A 16,310-nucleotide genomic window follows, 5' to 3' on the forward strand; every position below is an offset into this window, starting at 1 on the left:
GAACGATCACCCACAAAAAAACCGCATCGCTGCGGTTTTTTTGTGTCTGCAAGAAGCGCTTACACGAACAGCGACAACAGCAGGATAAAGCCCAACGCGACGATGGAGAGGATGGTTTCCATCGCTGTCCAGGTCTTGAACGTCTCGGCCACGGTCATGTTGAAGTATTGCTTCACCAGCCAGAAACCCGCGTCGTTCACGTGGGACAGGATCAACGAACCGGCACCGGTAGCCAGCACCAGCAGCTCACGGTTCACACCCGGAATCATCCCCACCACCGGCACCACAATGCCCGCGCCGGTAATGGTTGCCACAGTCGCCGAACCGGTCGCGATACGAATCACCGCCGCAACCAGCCACGCCAACAGGATCGGCGAAATCTGTGCGCTGACCGCCATGTGGCCGATCACGTCGCCCACACCGCTGGTGACCAGCATCTGCTTGAAGCCACCGCCAGCACCGATGATCAGGATGATCGCGGCGGTTGGCGCCAGACTCGCGTCGAGCCACTTGAGCATCTGCTGGGATCCGATGCCCTGCTTGTGCCCGAAGGTGTACAGCGACAGCAGCAACGCCAGCAGCAGCGCCGAGATCGGGTGGCCGATCATGTCCATCCAGGTACGGAAGAAGTGACCGTCCGGCAGCGCCACGTCAGCGAAGGTTTTCAGCAGCATCAGGAACACCGGCAGCAGCACAGTGATCAGGGTGATGCTGAAGCTCGGCAGCGTGGTCGAGTCGTCGTTTTCACGGGCCAGTTGATCGACCAGTTCCTGATTCGGGTGACCCGGAATGTGCTTGGCGATGAACGTACCGAAAATCGGGCCGGCGATGATCGCGGTCGGCAGCGCAACGATCAGACCATAAAGAATGGTCTTGCCGATGTCAGCGCCGAACACACCGATGGCCAGCAGCGGACCCGGGTGCGGTGGCACCAGACCGTGCACCGCGGACAGGCCGGCGAGCAGCGGGATACCGATCTTGATGATCGACACGCCAGTGCGGCGCGCAACGATGAACACCAGCGGAATCAGCAATACGAAGCCGATTTCGAAGAACAGCGGAATGCCCACCAGGAACGCGGCGAACATCATCGCCCACTGGACTTTGTCTTTACCGAACGCCCGGATCAGGGTCTGGGCGATCTGATCCGCCCCGCCCGATTCGGCCATCATTTTGCCGAGCATGGTGCCCAGCGCAAGGATGATGCCGACGAAACCGAGCACGCCACCGAAGCCGTCCTGGAACGCCTTGATGATGGTGCCGATCGGCATGCCCGACGTCAGGCCGAGGAACGCGGCGGCGATGGTCAGGGAAATGAACGGGTGAATCTTGAATTTGGTGATCAGGATAATCAGGCCGATTACCGTGACCACTGCATCGAGCAGCAGGAACGTCTCATGGGACATGCCAAACATTGGGGGTGTCTCCTGGATTGTTGTTGTTATTAAAGCGGGTTAAACAGAAGTCGGGAGGACAGCGCTATCTCTTTCAACACACTCATACCGCCTGCTTCAGACCGTGGGCCTGCCACCAGACATGAGCCTGGGACGCCAGTTCTTCAACGCTGTGGATCGAAGCATTCAGGGCCAAGGTCAACGGCTCGCCCTTGGGCGATTCGAGGGTGGCGAACTGGCTTTCGATCAGCGTGGCCGGCATGAAGTGGCCCGGACGATGGGACACACGCTCAGCGGCAACTTCAGGGGTCAATTCAAGAAACACGAAGCCCAGGCCCGGCAAGGCACTGCGCAACACTTCGCGATAACTGTGTTTAAGGGCCGAGCAGGTCAGCACCGGACGTTTGCCCGATGCATCAACGCGACGCAGTTCATCGCACAGGCTGTCGAGCCAGCCGGCACGGTCGTCGTCGTTCAGGGGGATCCCCGCGCTCATCTTTTCGATGTTCGCGGCCGGATGGAAAGTATCGCCTTCAATGGCAGTGGCGCCGCTCAATTGGCACAAGGCCTCGCTGACGCACGTCTTGCCGCAACCGGCAACGCCCATGATGACCAGGGCGGTGATGGGATGACTCATATAACACCTCAGCGCGCAGACAGCGCTACCTTTGCTAGCTATGACTCTAGTGCACAGGCAGAAGTTGCCGACGCCTTCTTGTCGTTTTTTTGGGTTGCAGCAGGTTTGTTCCCAACACCAAAAAGCGAAGATCAGGCAGGACCTCGCTTACGCATTTACAGCTGCATCAGGACAGCGCTACCTTAGTGCCTTGATTTTTGTTTGGCAAGCCGTCGATGACCACCCCTAAAAACGATAAAAATACCCGCACCACCGGCCGTCCTACCCTGAATGAAGTTGCCCGCCTGGCCGGTGTCAGCCCGATTACCGCTTCTCGCGCCTTGCGTGGGGTCAGCACGGTCGCCACCGAACTGGTGGAAAAAGTGCAGAAAGCCGCCCTCGAGCTCAACTATGTCGTGAACCCCGCTGCCCGCGCGTTGGCCTCGGCGCAGAGCCATTCGGTGGTGGTTCTGGTGCCCTCGTTATCCAACTTGCTGTTCATCGATACGCTGGAAGCCATTCATCGGGTGCTCACGCCCAAAGGCTTCGAAGTGCTGATCGGCAACTTCCACTACTCGCGCGATGAAGAAGAAAACCTGCTGCGCAACTACATGGCCTATCAGCCGCGTGGATTTTTGCTGACCGGGTTTGACCGCACGGAAAGTTCGCGGCGGATGATCGAGGCGAGCAACATTCCCTGCGTGTACATGATGGAACTGGACAGCGCCGCCGGGGTGAATTGCGTCGGCTTCTCGCAGCTCAGTGCCGGTGAAACGGCGGCTGAGCATTTGCTCTCACGTGGACGCAAGCGTCTGGCTTACATTGGCGCACAGCTCGATCAGCGCACCTTGTTGCGTGGTGAAGGTTTTCGCAAAGCGCTGCAGAAGGCCGGGCGTTATGACCCGGATCTGGAAGTGCTGACGCCGCGCTCTTCATCGGTGGGCTTGGGCGGGGAACTGTTTATGCAATTGCTCGCGGCGCATCCGGATGTTGATGCGATCTTCTTTGGTAACGACGATTTGGCGCAGGGAGCGTTGCTGGAAGCACTGCGCCACGGCATCAAGATTCCCGAGCAGGTGGCGATTCTCGGTTTTAACGACTTGCCGATGTCCGAGCACATGGTGCCGCGCCTGAGCAGCATCAACACCCCGCGTGAAGCAATTGGCCGGCGGGCGGCGGAGCAGATGTTGACGTTGATGGCCGGTAACAGCGTGGCGCGCCCGGTGGAAGACATGGGCTTCGAACTGAAGATTCGTGAAAGCACATAACCCCTGAAATCCCTGTGGGAGCTGGCTTCACTGATCGTTCCCACGCTCTGCGTGGGAATGCCTCAACGGACGCTCCGCGTTCGGCTTTTGATGGGACGCAGAGCGTCCCGGGCTGCATTCCCACGCAGAGCGTGGGAACGATCAACCGCCCAACAATTCGACGAGGGCATGCGCGCCCTTCTGCAATGGCTGGCTCTTGAGCCACACCGCGTGCACCGGCATCACCAAACCATTTTCGATGTTGCGGAAATTCAGCCGTTTCAGCCGTCCGCTGTCCAGCCGCGACTGCACCACCGACAGCGGAAAATTGCCCCAACCCAATCCCGCCTCGACCATTTCCATTGCCGTCTCAAGACTGTCGGTGCGCCAATACGACTCTGCCACCAACGGCCGCGTCTCACTGATCGGCAAGTCGCGGCTGGCGACGATGATCTGCCGCACATGCACCAGATCCTCGAGAAACACATCCTGCCCCTGTAACTGCGGACTGTCCGCCGCCAGCGTAGCGATCATCCGTTCGCTGCCGACGAACTGAAAACGCTCCAGCACATTCATGCTCAGCCCGGCGAACGCCAGGCACACGCTGACCCGGCCACTGTGCAGCATCGCCAGCACGTCATCTTGCGGCGCGGTGAGCACTTCGATATCGAGCAGCGGATGACGCTCGGCGATCACCTTGATCGCCGCCAGCAAACGCCGCCGGTCGATGTCCGCGACCACGCCGATCGACAACTTGCTCTCCAGTCCCAACGACAGTTCCACCGCATGCACTTGCAACTGCTTGAGCTGCTCGGCAATAAGCCGCGCATGGGGTACCAGCGACAACGCCATCGCCGTGGGCTGCGGTTCGCGATGGCTGCGGTCGAACAGCAGATAACCGAGCTCGGCCTCGAGGTTGCCAATACCCATGCTGACGGCGGAAGGCACCCGACCTAACGCTCGAGCCGCCGCCGAAAACGAGCCGCGCTCGATCACCGCAAGAAACAGCTCGATGCTGTCGCTGTTGAAATTCACCCTGAACACCTATCAATAGAACTGAAAGTAGCTGACTTTTTCTGTCAGCCCCATTGAAGCTATCTTTCGCCGTCTTCGCCAGTCCCACTGGCCAACAAACGGCAAGAAAGAGGCAAACCCCCATGCAAGGCGTCAAACGCAAACTGGTCTATGTATCGCTCTACGAAGTGATCGGCATGACCTTCTCCGCCCTCGGTCTGGCGCTGTTGTCCGGCACCTCCCCGGGCAGCACCGGGCCGCTGGCAGTGATCATCACCACCATCGCCGTGACCTGGAACTTCATTTACACCTCGTTGTTCGAGCACTGGGAAAGCCGCCAGATTTCACGTACTCGCACAGTTAAACGACGCATCGCCCACGCCGTCGGCTTCCAACTGACGCTGATCGTGTTCCTGATTCCGTTGATCGCGTGGTGGATGAACATCAGTCTGGTACAAGCCTTCCTCCTGGATCTGGCGCTGATCATTTTCATCCCGTGCTACACGTTTGCCTTCAACTGGCTGTTCGACCGGATCTTCGGACTGCCGGCCTCGGCGTTGCCAGATTCGGCGGCTGCGGCATAAATCGTTAATTGGTAAGCAGATATTGCGAGAAATCAGCGGTTTAGCCGGTTAAACCGCCGATATTCACAATCCGTTAACTCCGATAGCAGGCTAAGCTTTTCCATCAATAAAAAATGGATCAGCCCATGACTGCTCACGCCCCCGCCGCCGCGCAAAGCGACGGCATCGACCCGATACGCGCCGCTCAGGTGTCCGCCCGCATTGATCGTCTTCCGGCGGTCGCGACGATCTGGCGGCTGGTGGCGCTGCTGTCGATCGGTGGATTTTTCGAACTCTACGATCTGTTCCAGACCGCCTACATCAGCCCCGGTCTGATCCGCGACGGCATCTTCGCCACCGGCAATCAGGGCGTGTTCGGCTTCTCCGATCAAGCGGCGTTTGCTTCGGCGACATTCCTCGGCCTGTTCCTCGGCGCCAGCCTGCTCAGCCCTTTGGCAGACCGATTCGGCCGCCGCGCGATCTTCACCTTCGCGCTGGTCTGGTACACGGTGGCAACGGTGTTGATGGGTATTCAGAGCTCGGCGCTGGGCATCATCTGCATGCGCTTTCTGGTCGGCATCGGCTTGGGTATCGAACTGGTGACTATCGACGCCTACCTCTCGGAACTGGTGCCCAAACGCATGCGCAGCTCGGCCTTTGCCTTCGCGTTTTTCATACAGTTCCTCTCGGTGCCGGCAGTGGCGCTGATGTCGTGGTGGCTGGTGCCGCAAGCGCCATTCGGCGTGTCCGGCTGGCGCTGGGTGGTGTTGGCCAGCGCGGTGTTTGCGCTGTTCATCTGGTGGTTGCGCAAACGCCTGCCGGAGTCGCCGCGCTGGTTGGCGCAGCATGGCCGCTTTGATGAAGCCAACCGGATTCTCGATGGCATCGAAGCGCGCTGCGAGAAGGATCACGGTAAACCGTTGGATACGCCGGAAACTGTACCCGTCGACGTCGAAGGCAAGGGCCGTTTTGCTGATATCTGGCAGCCACCGTATCGTCGTCGCGCATTGATGCTGATCGTTTTCCACATCTTCCAGGCCATCGGGTTCTTCGGTTTCGGCAACTGGTTGCCGGCGTTACTCTCCGGCCAGGGCGTCAGCGTCACCCACAGTTTGATGTATGCGTTCATCATCACCCTCGCCTACCCGCTCGGGCCGTTGCTGTTCGTCAAGTTCGCCAACCGTTTCGAGAACAAATGGCAAATCGTCGGCTCGGCCCTCGGCGCGATGACCTTCGGCACGTTGTTCGCCCTGCAAACCAGTGCGTTCGGGCTGATCTTCTGCGGAGTGATGATCACTTTCTGCAACGCCTGGCTGAGCTTCAGTTATCACTCGTACCAGAGCGAACTGTTCCCGACCAATATTCGCGCCCGGGCGGTGGGCTTCTGCTATTCGTTCAGTCGTTTGTCGACGGTGTTCAGCAGCTTGTTGATCGGTCTGTTTCTCGACAACTTCGGCACACCCGGGGTGTTGGCATTCATCGTCAGCAGTATGCTGATCGTGATGCTGACCATCGGCCGGTTCGGCCCACGCACGCGCAATCTGGCGCTGGAAAACATCGCTCATCGCTGATGGAACAACGGTCATCCTCTGCCGTTTATCGGCAAGGGATGACCGCTGCGAACACTTGACGGATGATCAACTTGCTGAAATAAAAGAATTTATTCAGAAGGCACGGTAATTGCTCTGGTACACGAGTCAGCAATTACCTACAGGTCCACTCATCATGTTGATCAGTGCCAAACAACAGCAAATCATTCACCTGCCCAAAGCGCTGAATGACGATGCGACATCCACCGCTGCCGCCGGTCTGCAGGGTGGCCTGCACGGCGCCATGCTGCAGACCCTGCAAAACCAGACCCAGGCGCAAACCGCCGAAGCCACCGCCAAGGTGCAGGACTCGGCCACGCAGATCGCCACCCAGCAAGTCAGCGAAGCCACACGCATCAGCGATAACGTCGACGAAGCGTTCGCCAAGACCCGCGTGAACCTGCAATCGACCGACGCCACCAGCGCCTCGGCAAAAACTGCCACCGACGAGTTCAAGGACTACATGAGCAAGACGCCGGAACAGCGTCTGCGCGACAGTATCCTGCAGTCCATGGGGCTGACCGAAGACGACATCAAAGCCATGCCGCCGGAGAAACAACTGGCCATCGGCAAAGAGATCGCCGAACGCTTGCAGGACAAGATGAAGTTGGCGCAGGCAGAAAAAGACAACGATGTGAAGGACAGCGACAAGCAGGCGGACAAGTTTCTCGCAGCGCTGTGATCTCCAGGTCGCCTGAAATCAAATGTGGGAGCGAGCTTGCTCGCGAAGGCGGTGAACCAATCAACTTAGATGTTGAATGTTGCGCCGCCTTCGCGAGCAGGCTCGCTCCCACAGTTTTTTGTGTGTTCAGGAAAGATCAGTTCAGTTGCAGGGTCTCATTGAACTGACTGATCGCGTCCACCACATGCCGCGATCCCTGCTGAATCTCCAGAATCACCTCCCCCGCCTCGTTCGCCAGCTCCACGCCAAGCCCGGTACGACTTAGGCTCGACTGCATACTCGACACCGCACTCAGCGACAGGTCATGGTTCTTGCGCACCACGTCGACAATTTCCAGGGTCGCCTGACTGGTCCGCGCCGCGAGGCTACGCACCTCATCCGCCACTACCGCAAATCCGCGCCCGTGCTCCCCGGCCCGCGCCGCTTCAATCGCAGCGTTGAGCGCCAGCAGGTTGGTCTGGTCGGCAATCCCGCGAATGGTCTGAACGATGGTGCCGATGATGTCCGATTGCTTGCTCACCGCATCGATGCTGACGGCAGCTTCGTTGAGGTCGCGGGAGATGTCCTGAATGATCTGCACGGTTTGCTGCACGACTTGTGAGCCTTTTTGCGCGCAGGCATCGTTTTGTACCGAGGTGCTGTGGGCCGACTCGGCAGCGTTCTGCAAAGTGGTCATCTGATGGGTGATGTCGCTGGCGAACTTGACCACTTTGTACAGGCGGCCCTTGGCGTCGAACAATGGGTTATACGAGGCTTCCAGATAGACCATGTGCCCGGACTTGTTCTTGCGCTCGAAACGATGTGAGTGATATTCGCCGCGGTTGAGCGAAGCCCAGAATGCCTTGTACTGCGAGGATTCCGCTTCACTGCGATGACAGAACATGCTGTGGTGATGGCCGATGATTTCGTTGAGCGAGTACTGCATGGTCTTGAGGAAGTTGTCGTTGGCGGTGATGACATTGCCTTCCGGAGTGAACTCGATCACCGCCATGGAGCGACCAATCGCCGCCAGCATGCTTTCTTCTTCGTGTTCCTTGTTGATCCGCGCGGTGATGTCCGCCGCCACTTTGATCACACTTCTGACTTGCTTGTCCGGGCCATACACCGGCATGTAACTGGCTTCGAGCCAGACTTCCCTGCCGGCCTTGTTCAAACGCAGAAAAGTCCCGCTGATCGGTTCACCACGGGCCAGGTCACGCCACAGCTTTGCGTATTCCTCACTGCGGTAGAACACCTCTTCACAGAACACCCGGTGATGTTTGCCACGCACTTCATCGGCGCTGTAGCCCATGGTCTTGCAGAAGTTTTCATTGGCATCGATAACGATGCCGTCAGGGCTGAACTCGATCATGGCCATCGAACGGCTGATCGCTTCCAGCTTGGCGTTGGCCTCGGTCAAGGCGCAGCTGAAGCGCTCGATTTCCTGCAGGTCAGCCTTGTGATGTAGGTTGAACATGGTTGTATCACCTTCCGCGCGTTCTTTTGATTTGATGAAAGTTCAGGTCTTTCAGAATCCACCACTACGTTCCACAGAACAGGCACACGCATTCCTCCACGGGAGGAAGTTGTCAGGTGATAAATGATGATCAATCGGAGCGTCCATGCAGCGACGCTCTAATCAAGACATCCTTCTCTTGATAGCCCGCACGCGGGCCAGCCCTAACGCGTTGAAGAACTTCCATGTAAGCGACGCTCCTTGTTGGTTCAGTGTCGGTGCCTCGGGTTGCGCACTCTGGCAGCATGAATTCACGGACCAACCCTGTGCATCAGCCATGTTTTGACATGACGGTCGACATAGTTAGTTACGAGAAGCATAGCCAGCGGCAAGCCTTGCGCAAGGCCACTAGTCGGCCAGTATCTGGCACTTTTTGCACAAGAAACGGTTCAGCGCGAGGAGAATTGTTGGCGGGGCAGACGCTTTCGCGAGCAAGCTCGCTCCCACAGGAGCAACGCATTCCAAAATGTGGGAGCGAGCCTGCTCGCGAAGGCGCCATAAGAAGCACTACAAAAACAACAGAAACGACTTACAGACTTCCGCTCACCTTGGTCGCCACCTCAACAGGCACCCAAGGCTTCCAGACCTGCGGCTGATCACGCAAAAACGCTTCCGCCACCAACCTCGGCTGCAAACGTTTTTCACTCATCCCCGCCAAAGTCTGGTTCAACAGATCAATCGGCAAATCGACTTTCTCGAAGAACGCCACCAACTCCGGATACTGCGCCTTGAACGGCGCCGACACGCCAATCGCCAGGCTTGCCGGCATCGAACGGGTGCCCTTGGGGTTGGGATTGTTGGCATCGGCCAGGGTCTTCCAGGCTTCGGCATCGAACGGCGGTTCTTCCAGTTTTACCAGTTTGAACCGACCGAGCAGCGGTGTCGGTGACCAGTAGTAGAACAGCACCGGTTTGCCCCGCTTGATCGACGATGCCACCTCGGCATCCAGTGCCGCGCCGGAACCGGTGCGGAAATTCACGAAGCTGTCGTTCAGCGCATAGGCCTTGAGCTTCTGACTGTTGACGATCTCCGAAGTCCAACCGGTCGGGCTGTTGAGGAAACGCCCGCGAGTCGGATCTTCCGGGTCGCGGAACACGTCTTTGTAGCGCGGCAGATCGGCCACCGATTTCAACTCGGGTGCCAACGCTTTGATGCCGCGTTCAGGGTCGCCCTTGATCACATACTCCGGCACCCACCAGCCTTCAGTCGCGCCTTTTACCGTATCTCCCAAACCAAATACCTTGCCCTCGGCGGCCGCCTTGACCCACGCCGGACTGCGCCCGGCCCATTCCTCGCCGATCACCTGAATGTCATTTTTCGCCAGCGCGGCCTCCAGGCTGACCGTGCTGCCGGGCAAGGTGTCGGTCGGGTAACCGTAGCCTTTCTCAACGATCAGGCGCAGCACTTCGGTGATGAAACTGCCGCTTTCCCAAGTGATGTCACCGAAGTGAATCGGCGCGGTTTTCTCCGCCGCCGAGACAGCGCCGACGCTAAGGCTGAGGGCCAGCAGCGACGTGCCGAGCAGGGTTTTGATCGATCTCATGCAGACCTCTTGTCTTCCAGAAATTGGTTGGCGCTATGGCGATCGCATAGCGCTTGGGAACGGCTCATGTACTCGCTGACCGAACGCTGGGAGATGCCCAGCTCGGCAGCAATTTGCGGGTAGGTCAGGCCGTCGATGCGGGCGAGCAGAAACGCTGTGCGAACCTTGCCGGGCAAGCGTTGCAAGCTGTGATCGAGGCGGTTGAGGGTTTGCGATAGCTGGACGATTTCTTCAGCCGATGCGGCGTAATCGACATCGATCTGCTGGCGATATCCGCGCTCCAGATCTGCGCGTCGCCAGCGCTGATAAAGCAGGCGTTGGGCGACGGTCGTCAGCAACGCGCGGGGTTCGCGAATGGCCCGCAGCGTCGGTGCTTCAAGTAACTGCACGAAGGTCTCGGAAGCAATATCTTCAATACTGGCGGCGTCATGCAGATGACGGCGCAGATAGGCACAGAGCCAGCGATAGTGAGCGCGGAACAGGTCGTCCACGGTGTGACGATGGGAAATGGCGGCGCCGGACATAGGGGCTCCTGGGTTAGGGGTCGCTGAATGTCCGGTGTTCCGGTGGCGCGATCGTAGCAAGGCGCCTTATTCGTTTAAAATACTTAAAACGAATCTTTATATTCCATTTAAAACTAAAAAATCAAAAGATCGCAGCCTTCGGCAGCTCCTGCACCGATCTCCTGTAGCAGCTGCCGAAGGCTGCGATCTTTAGCGCAAGCGGCCATAGCCAAGTCCTTCAGCCTCACGCTGATAGTCGAGCAGGATTTGATAATCGCGCTCACTGGCCGCAACCACCTCAGGCAATCCCAAGGTCTGTGCGACATCAGGGAGTTCGCGCAAGGTTTCATTCATTACCTGTCGGAGCTGCTCGATCTGCTCATCCGTAGCGCTACCTACCGTAATGAACGGCAAGGTCGGACTCCACGCACTGCGCGCAATCACCTGCAAGGCACTGACTTCTTGCGGCGCATGTTGCGCCAGATAGGCGTAGGTGACGCTGTCGATGGCGGCCAGATCGGCACGGTGTTCGCGCAACCAGCGCAGGCTCTCTCGATGGCCGCCGCTGATGCCGACCGAGGCGAAAAATTGTCCGTCCTGATTCAGCGGCGCCAAGCGCTGACGCAACAGGTTCATGCCGCTGTTGGAGTCCTCACTATTGATCACCCCCCGACTGTTGTGAAAATCCGTCAGGGTTTTGCGTGGGTCATCAGCGCGGCCGAGGATCAGGCTGCAATGATTGCCGGCGCTGGCGTCAGGCAGTTCGTAGCGAGGACGTCCGACGATCCGCACTTGTCCGCGCAAAGCGGTCATCAGCGGGTAGCCGCAGGTTTGCGTGAGCAGCAGATCGGGGGATAACCAGAGTTCGGGCAATGACAGGCCTTCAGCACTCAGGCGGGTGTGGCCAAGTTGCTCGAGAATGCGCGCAATCCAGCGCTCATTCGCCGCGCGGATGGGCTCGGGGGCGACGTACATCAGGAGTTCGGTGTGGTGTTGGGTCATACACATTTTTCCCGAGTTACAAATATCCAATGTGGGAGCGAGCCTGCTCGCGAAAGCGCTGGGTCAGACAACAGATTCATCAACTGACACGACGCCTTCGCGAGCAGGCTCGCTCCTACAGGGTTTTGTGGTGTTCTTGGGTCAGTGGAACGGATGCTCGGGACTGTCGATCGGCCTAAAGACATTGCGCCGCCAGAACTCGCCATACCCGCGCACCAGAAACCCGCCACTGCGCGCGATCCACTGCTCGCGATGCATCCGGTAAACCGTCGGCAAGTCGTACCACGCAAGCTTCGGCAAGTCGTGATGCACCAGATGAAAATTCAGATTAAGGAACAACCAGCGCCATGGCCAACCGGCCTCATTGAGCACCGTGCGCTGTTCCGGTTGCGCATGCGGGCGGTGTTCATAGTAGGAGCGGATCATCGCGATCGACAGCGCCGGCACGCTGATCAGCAACAGGTAATGCCAGACCGGCAGCACGCTGTATCGAGCGACGAACCCCAGCATCAGCAGGGTAAACGCGCCGTGGGTCAGCCACATCAGCCACGCCTGGCGTTCGCCATTCTTCAGCCGCCGCAGTTCTTCGCCAGCGAGCGCCAACAACGCCAGGGGGGCGCCCGTTGCGAAACGGCCGAGCACGGTTTTGTTCAACCAGTGCAGGCTGCGTTCGAACAACGAACTGCGCTGCCAGCCAGCGCGGGTCAGGTAACGGCTCTCCGGATCGACGCCGGGCACAGTCAGATCCTCATCGCGGTGATGCAACAAATGGCTGTCGCGATACAGCGTGTACGGATACCACACCGCGAATGGCGCGTAGCCGAGGATTTTGTTGAGCAAGGTCCAGCGGGTCGGATGCCCGTGGAGCAATTCGTGCTGTACCGATAACCACAGCACCAGAAGCGGGATCATCAGCAACGTGCTCAAACCACGACCGAGCCACTGACTATTGAGCACAATGGCAAACCAGCCGCCATAGACGCCGATCAGCAACAGCCAGGTCGGCCATTCGGTGCGGGCGGTGAAGCGTTGGCGCAGGGTTTCGATCTGCTGGCGATGGGCGGCGTCGAAGTAATGGGACATGGCGTTGCTCAAAACGGGATTCTTTCCCTTCTGTGCAACGACGCGGCGCAATCTTGCAGATTATTTTCGGGTTAGGCAGGAGCCCGAGAACCGGGCTCCGGAAAGACGTGATCAATGGCCGAATATGTCGACTTTCTTGGCTTTCTTCTCTGCGCGTTTTTCAATCGCGGTCTTGGCCGGTTTCTTCTTCGCGGCTTTCTTTGAATCCATACCTTTGGACATGATGCGTACTCCACTCACAGGGGATGTGAGGTCAGGTATACACCTATCCAGAGCCGTGCGTTCTTTTATAATCGCCGCTTTGCCCACCGACAGTCCGATCCCATGCCCGACACCCGATACAGCCTGCTCGACGAGTCGTTATGGCCGTTGATGAACAAGTTTTACCGCAGCCATCAATCATCGATGAAAGCTGTTCGCGATGCGCAATTGTGGGTCGCGCGACGGGGAGAGATTGTGGGCGCGTTGTGCTTGCGGCCAGTGTCCGGCGGGCAATGGTTGACCGGGCTGTTTGTGGATCCGGGGTGTCGTGAACAGGGCGTTGCCGCACAGTTGATCGCAGCAGCGGTGCAGGATGTGAGCGAGCCGGTGTGGCTGTTCTGTCATCCTGATTTGCGTGAGTTTTATGAGCGACGCGGGTTCACGTTCGATCCGGCGCTGCCGCAAGCGATGGCAGAGCGGTTGAGCCGGTATGCGCGGAGCAAGCCGATGATTGCGATGGAGCTGATTCCTGCTCAATCCTGATATGCAATGCGCCCCCCCTGTGGGAGCGAGCCTGCTCGCGAAAGCGGTGTGCCAGTCACAGATCTGTCACTGATATTGCGCATTCGCGAGCAGGCTCGCTCCCACAGGGGTATGTGCTGGGTCTTGGATCAGTCGTCGGCGGTGGGATCGAGATCCGGGAACATCACCTCGGTATAACCGAACTTAGTGAAGTCGGTGATGCGCGATGGGTACAACCGGCCGATCAGGTGATCGCATTCATGCTGCACAACGCGTGCATGGAAACCTGACGCGATACGGACAATCGGCTCACCCTTCGGATCAAACCCTTCATAACGAATCTGCTGATAACGCTCCACCGCACCACGCAAACCGGGCACCGACAGACAACCTTCAAAGCCCTCTTCCGTCAACGGACTCAGCGGCGTGATCAGCGGATTGATCAGGATTGTCTGCGGCACGGCTTCAGCGTCCGGGTAACGTTCGCTGTGTTCGAAACCAAAGATCACCAATTGCAGATCGACACCGATCTGCGGCGCGGCCAGGCCAACGCCGCCGACGCTTTCCATGGTCTGGAACATATCGTCGATCAGTTGCCACAGCTCGGGGCTGTCGAACATCTCGGCCGGCACTGGCGGGGCGATGCGCAGCAGGCGCTCGTCGCCCATTTTCAGAATTTCACGGATCATGATCAGACTTCGTCAGTGTCCGGCTTGAGCGAATGATCGCGGCCCAGGCCCGAGACGTGTTGTTTGGGATGTTCATCGAGTTCGCCGGGGACTTTCTCACCCGCATCCTTGCCCTCGCTGGACATGTGCTCGATCACCGCGTTCATCTCGGCGCCGAGCAACAGCACCGCAGCGGAAATGTAGAAGTACAGCAACAGCACGATGATCGCCCCGATGCTGCCATACATCGCGTTGTAGTTGGCGAAGGTTTTTACGTAGAAGGCGAACCCCAACGAAGCGATGATCCACACCACCACGGCCAACACAGAACCGGGTGTGATGAAACGGAATTCCTGTTTGACGTCCGGCATGACGTAGTAGATCAGTGCCACGGCGACCATCATCAGAATCACGATCACCGGCCAGCGCGCGATGGTCCACACGGTGACGATGAAGTCTTCCAGTCCCACCTGCGCGGCGATCCAGCCCATCACCTGCGGCCCGAGCACCATCAGCGCGGCGGCCACCAGCAGCATGCCGGCGATGCCGACGGTGTAGAAAATCGACAGTGGGAAACGCTTCCAGATCGGCCGGCCTTCAACCACGTCGTACGCGGCGTTCATCGCGCTCATCATCAAGCGCACACCGGCGGAGGCGGTGTACAGGGCGATCACGATACCGACGGAAAGCAGGCCACCCTTTGACTGCTGTAACTGGTCAATCACCGGATTGACCTGCTCCAGCGCCTGCGGCGGCAGGACCAGTTCCGATTGCAGGCGCAGCCAGGAGAAGAAGTCCGGCAGGTGCAGGAAACCGATCAGGGCGATCAGAAACAGAATGAACGGGAACAGCGAGAACAGCATCTGGTAAGCCAGTGCCGAGGCGTAGGTCGACATTTCGTCGTCCACGAATTCAGTGACCGTGCGCATCATCACCCGATGCAGGGGCAGACCTTTCATGTCTGGAAATATCATTCGCGTCTCCTTTCGCCGCAATACAGGTTGAAGTCGTGGCGACTCAGGGGCCGTTTTTTACATCACGGTAGCCTGTTTGGCTAACCTAGTGAGGTTGCCGCAGGTTTTTGACACAAAAACGGCCATCCTTGGATGGCCGTTCATGTATTTCGTTCAAGGCTGGATTACGCCTTGTCGACGCCTTTTTTGACCGCGTCCTTGGCTTTGCCGACCGCTTGCTGGGCTTCGCCTTTTTTCTCTTGAATCTTGCCTTCGGCTTGCAGCTTGGTGTTGTCGGTGGCTTTACCGACGCCTTGCTTGACGTTGCCGACCGCTTCGTTGGCCATGCCTTTTACTTTATCGCCTGTGCTACTCATGGTGTTTCTCCTTGGTGCATTTAGGGGGAAAAGTCAGTACGTAATGATTGACTGGCCGGGTTTGCGCCAAGTTTCATTTATTTTCGGGGGTTCATTTCGTCGTGGCGTGCAGGTTGGGCTTTATGTTTGCGTGCGAAGCCCCGAGAATGCGCAACATATGGGCGCCGTGCGCCAATGAACCGATCCCGCAGGAATGTTATGAAACTCGATAAAACGCAGGCCATCGCCCGACGCAACAAGGAACTGGGCGGTGCCGTGCTCGGCACCAACAACTGCCACTTCGCCGAACTGAACCGTAACCGCAACATCTGGTGGTTCGACCTGCCGGTGTCGCGTCTGGCCATCGGTCAGTACGAGTGGATTCACTTGCTGATGCACACGCCGGCCACTGACGAACTGCTGCACCTGAAAGTGCCGACGGTGTTCCTGCGTGAAAAGCTTGAAGGGCTGGTGATTCGCAATGAAGGCAAGCGCAAAGCGGCATTGAGCCTGGAATTGAGTGCGGACAAGGATTCGTATCTGCAGGACATGCGTCCGGCGGGGACCAACGTGAATTTCGCGCCGTTCCGTCAATAGCCCTCACCCTAACCCTCTCCCAGAGGGAGAGGGGACTGACCGAGTTGGCTGGACACGCTACACCGACCTGAAATATCGAGTCGAACTCAGGTTCTGAACAGCATCCGATCGGCTCCCACCCCTCCTCGCCCATTGGGAAAAGGAACTGACCGAGGTATTCGGGCGAGATACACCGACCTGAGATTCCTGAATTGAACTCAGATTCTGAACAGCCCCCCGATCGGCTCCCTTCCCCCTCGCCCCCCTGGGGGAGAGGGTTGGGGTGAGGGGGTAGGATTTACC

General features: G+C 58.4%; 17 protein-coding genes and 1 pseudogene. 6 read left to right on the forward strand and 12 right to left on the reverse strand.

Annotated features, from left to right (window positions below; all coding sequences use genetic code 11):
- Positions 1-59: 59 nt before the first annotated feature.
- Both AB4N44_RS10230 and AB4N44_RS10235 read right to left on the reverse strand, forming a co-directional pair.
- Entirely contained in the window at positions 60-1,415 is a 1,356-nt protein-coding gene (locus AB4N44_RS10230; RefSeq protein WP_038362591.1) for a GntP family permease, read from the reverse strand.
- 82 nt (positions 1,416-1,497) lie between these two features.
- Positions 1,498-2,031 carry a gluconokinase gene (locus AB4N44_RS10235; protein WP_007917804.1) on the reverse strand — a complete coding sequence of 178 codons (534 nt, stop codon included), beginning with the start codon at positions 2,029-2,031 and terminating at the stop codon, positions 1,498-1,500.
- Between the two features lie 215 nt (positions 2,032-2,246).
- On the opposite strand from AB4N44_RS10235, the gene gntR reads away from it, so the two are divergent.
- Positions 2,247-3,278: an HTH-type transcriptional regulator GntR gene (gene gntR / locus AB4N44_RS10240; protein WP_127929472.1), complete on the forward strand. Its 1,032-nt coding sequence runs from the start codon at positions 2,247-2,249 to the stop codon at positions 3,276-3,278.
- A gap of 141 nt (positions 3,279-3,419) precedes the next feature.
- Here gntR and AB4N44_RS10245 read toward each other — a convergent pair whose 3' ends face one another.
- The gene (locus AB4N44_RS10245) at positions 3,420-4,292 is read right to left on the reverse strand and encodes a LysR family transcriptional regulator (protein WP_150750332.1); all 873 of its coding nucleotides are present in this window, start codon (positions 4,290-4,292) and stop codon (positions 3,420-3,422) included.
- Positions 4,293-4,414: 122 nt separating this feature from the next.
- On the opposite strand from AB4N44_RS10245, the gene AB4N44_RS10250 reads away from it, so the two are divergent.
- The 3 genes from AB4N44_RS10250 to AB4N44_RS10260 all read left to right on the forward strand — a co-directional run bounded on the left by AB4N44_RS10250 (position 4,415) and on the right by AB4N44_RS10260 (position 7,105).
- Positions 4,415-4,855, forward strand: coding sequence for a PACE efflux transporter (locus tag AB4N44_RS10250; protein WP_038362598.1), 441 nt, complete (start codon positions 4,415-4,417; stop codon positions 4,853-4,855).
- 125 nt (positions 4,856-4,980) lie between these two features.
- Positions 4,981-6,405 (forward strand): MFS transporter, encoded by a 1,425-nt coding sequence (locus AB4N44_RS10255; RefSeq protein WP_460109018.1) that lies wholly within the window; start codon positions 4,981-4,983, stop codon positions 6,403-6,405.
- A 154-nt stretch (positions 6,406-6,559) separates the two neighbouring features.
- Entirely contained in the window at positions 6,560-7,105 is a 546-nt protein-coding gene (locus AB4N44_RS10260; RefSeq protein WP_127929476.1) for a hypothetical protein, read from the forward strand.
- Positions 7,106-7,241: 136 nt separating this feature from the next.
- Here AB4N44_RS10260 and AB4N44_RS10265 read toward each other — a convergent pair whose 3' ends face one another.
- The 6 genes and pseudogenes from AB4N44_RS10265 to AB4N44_RS10290 all read right to left on the reverse strand — a co-directional run bounded on the left by AB4N44_RS10265 (position 7,242) and on the right by AB4N44_RS10290 (position 12,731).
- Complete coding sequence (locus AB4N44_RS10265; RefSeq protein WP_223259141.1) at positions 7,242-7,781, reverse strand: methyl-accepting chemotaxis protein; 540 nt, start codon at positions 7,779-7,781, stop codon at positions 7,242-7,244.
- A gap of 51 nt (positions 7,782-7,832) precedes the next feature.
- Positions 7,833-8,561 (reverse strand): annotated as a pseudogene (locus AB4N44_RS10270) (PAS domain-containing protein); the annotation flags it as partial.
- Positions 8,562-9,129: 568 nt separating this feature from the next.
- Positions 9,130-10,143, reverse strand: coding sequence for an ABC transporter substrate-binding protein (locus AB4N44_RS10275; protein ID WP_150750334.1), 1,014 nt, complete (start codon positions 10,141-10,143; stop codon positions 9,130-9,132).
- Entirely contained in the window at positions 10,140-10,667 is a 528-nt protein-coding gene (locus tag AB4N44_RS10280) for a sigma-70 family RNA polymerase sigma factor (protein ID WP_127929479.1), read from the reverse strand. Before AB4N44_RS10280 ends, AB4N44_RS10275 begins: the two co-directional genes overlap by 4 nt.
- Positions 10,668-10,856: 189 nt before the next feature.
- The gene (locus AB4N44_RS10285; protein ID WP_150750335.1) at positions 10,857-11,648 is read right to left on the reverse strand and encodes a phosphate/phosphite/phosphonate ABC transporter substrate-binding protein; all 792 of its coding nucleotides are present in this window, start codon (positions 11,646-11,648) and stop codon (positions 10,857-10,859) included.
- Positions 11,649-11,789: 141 nt separating this feature from the next.
- Complete coding sequence (locus AB4N44_RS10290; protein WP_460158210.1) at positions 11,790-12,731, reverse strand: fatty acid desaturase; 942 nt, start codon at positions 12,729-12,731, stop codon at positions 11,790-11,792.
- Between the two features lie 324 nt (positions 12,732-13,055).
- Here AB4N44_RS10290 and AB4N44_RS10295 point away from each other — a divergent pair, with 324 nt between their 5' ends.
- Positions 13,056-13,475, forward strand: coding sequence for a GNAT family N-acetyltransferase (locus tag AB4N44_RS10295; protein ID WP_460109016.1), 420 nt, complete (start codon positions 13,056-13,058; stop codon positions 13,473-13,475).
- Positions 13,476-13,603: 128 nt separating this feature from the next.
- Here the strand turns inward: AB4N44_RS10295 and def are convergent, their stop codons facing one another.
- The 3 genes from def to AB4N44_RS10310 form a co-directional block, all read right to left on the reverse strand.
- Complete coding sequence (gene def, locus AB4N44_RS10300) at positions 13,604-14,143, reverse strand: peptide deformylase (RefSeq protein ID WP_460109014.1); 540 nt, start codon at positions 14,141-14,143, stop codon at positions 13,604-13,606.
- 2 nt (positions 14,144-14,145) lie between these two features.
- Positions 14,146-15,096 (reverse strand): YihY/virulence factor BrkB family protein, encoded by a 951-nt coding sequence (locus AB4N44_RS10305; RefSeq protein WP_127929484.1) that lies wholly within the window; start codon positions 15,094-15,096, stop codon positions 14,146-14,148.
- A 164-nt stretch (positions 15,097-15,260) separates the two neighbouring features.
- Positions 15,261-15,452, reverse strand: coding sequence for a CsbD family protein (locus AB4N44_RS10310; RefSeq protein WP_008082339.1), 192 nt, complete (start codon positions 15,450-15,452; stop codon positions 15,261-15,263).
- A gap of 198 nt (positions 15,453-15,650) precedes the next feature.
- Between AB4N44_RS10310 and AB4N44_RS10315 the strand changes: the two genes are divergently transcribed.
- Positions 15,651-16,028: a hypothetical protein gene (locus AB4N44_RS10315; protein WP_007917843.1), complete on the forward strand. Its 378-nt coding sequence runs from the start codon at positions 15,651-15,653 to the stop codon at positions 16,026-16,028.
- Positions 16,029-16,310: the final 282 nt, after the last annotated feature.

It is taken from the genome of Pseudomonas sp. S3_C06, assembly GCF_054667675.1.

What these genes read in the sequence shown, in the direction of transcription:
- AB4N44_RS10275 (WP_150750334.1), bottom strand. Translation starts at nt 10,143, where the DNA reads ATGAGATCGATCAAAACCCTGCTCGGCACGTCGCTGCTGGCCCTCAGC.
- AB4N44_RS10250 (WP_038362598.1), top strand. Translation starts at nt 4,415, where the DNA reads ATGCAAGGCGTCAAACGCAAACTGGTCTATGTATCGCTCTACGAAGTG.
- def (WP_460109014.1), bottom strand. Translation starts at nt 14,143, where the DNA reads ATGATCCGTGAAATTCTGAAAATGGGCGACGAGCGCCTGCTGCGCATC.
- AB4N44_RS10255 (WP_460109018.1), top strand. Translation starts at nt 4,981, where the DNA reads ATGACTGCTCACGCCCCCGCCGCCGCGCAAAGCGACGGCATCGACCCG.
- AB4N44_RS10260 (WP_127929476.1), top strand. Translation starts at nt 6,560, where the DNA reads ATGTTGATCAGTGCCAAACAACAGCAAATCATTCACCTGCCCAAAGCG.
- AB4N44_RS10230 (WP_038362591.1), bottom strand. Translation starts at nt 1,415, where the DNA reads ATGTTTGGCATGTCCCATGAGACGTTCCTGCTGCTCGATGCAGTGGTC.
- AB4N44_RS10235 (WP_007917804.1), bottom strand. Translation starts at nt 2,031, where the DNA reads ATGAGTCATCCCATCACCGCCCTGGTCATCATGGGCGTTGCCGGTTGC.
- AB4N44_RS10305 (WP_127929484.1), bottom strand. Translation starts at nt 15,096, where the DNA reads ATGATATTTCCAGACATGAAAGGTCTGCCCCTGCATCGGGTGATGATG.
- AB4N44_RS10295 (WP_460109016.1), top strand. Translation starts at nt 13,056, where the DNA reads ATGCCCGACACCCGATACAGCCTGCTCGACGAGTCGTTATGGCCGTTG.
- AB4N44_RS10280 (WP_127929479.1), bottom strand. Translation starts at nt 10,667, where the DNA reads ATGTCCGGCGCCGCCATTTCCCATCGTCACACCGTGGACGACCTGTTC.
- gntR (WP_127929472.1), top strand. Translation starts at nt 2,247, where the DNA reads ATGACCACCCCTAAAAACGATAAAAATACCCGCACCACCGGCCGTCCT.
- AB4N44_RS10265 (WP_223259141.1), bottom strand. Translation starts at nt 7,781, where the DNA reads ATGACCACTTTGCAGAACGCTGCCGAGTCGGCCCACAGCACCTCGGTA.
- AB4N44_RS10310 (WP_008082339.1), bottom strand. Translation starts at nt 15,452, where the DNA reads ATGAGTAGCACAGGCGATAAAGTAAAAGGCATGGCCAACGAAGCGGTC.
- AB4N44_RS10290 (WP_460158210.1), bottom strand. Translation starts at nt 12,731, where the DNA reads ATGTCCCATTACTTCGACGCCGCCCATCGCCAGCAGATCGAAACCCTG.
- AB4N44_RS10285 (WP_150750335.1), bottom strand. Translation starts at nt 11,648, where the DNA reads ATGACCCAACACCACACCGAACTCCTGATGTACGTCGCCCCCGAGCCC.
- AB4N44_RS10315 (WP_007917843.1), top strand. Translation starts at nt 15,651, where the DNA reads ATGAAACTCGATAAAACGCAGGCCATCGCCCGACGCAACAAGGAACTG.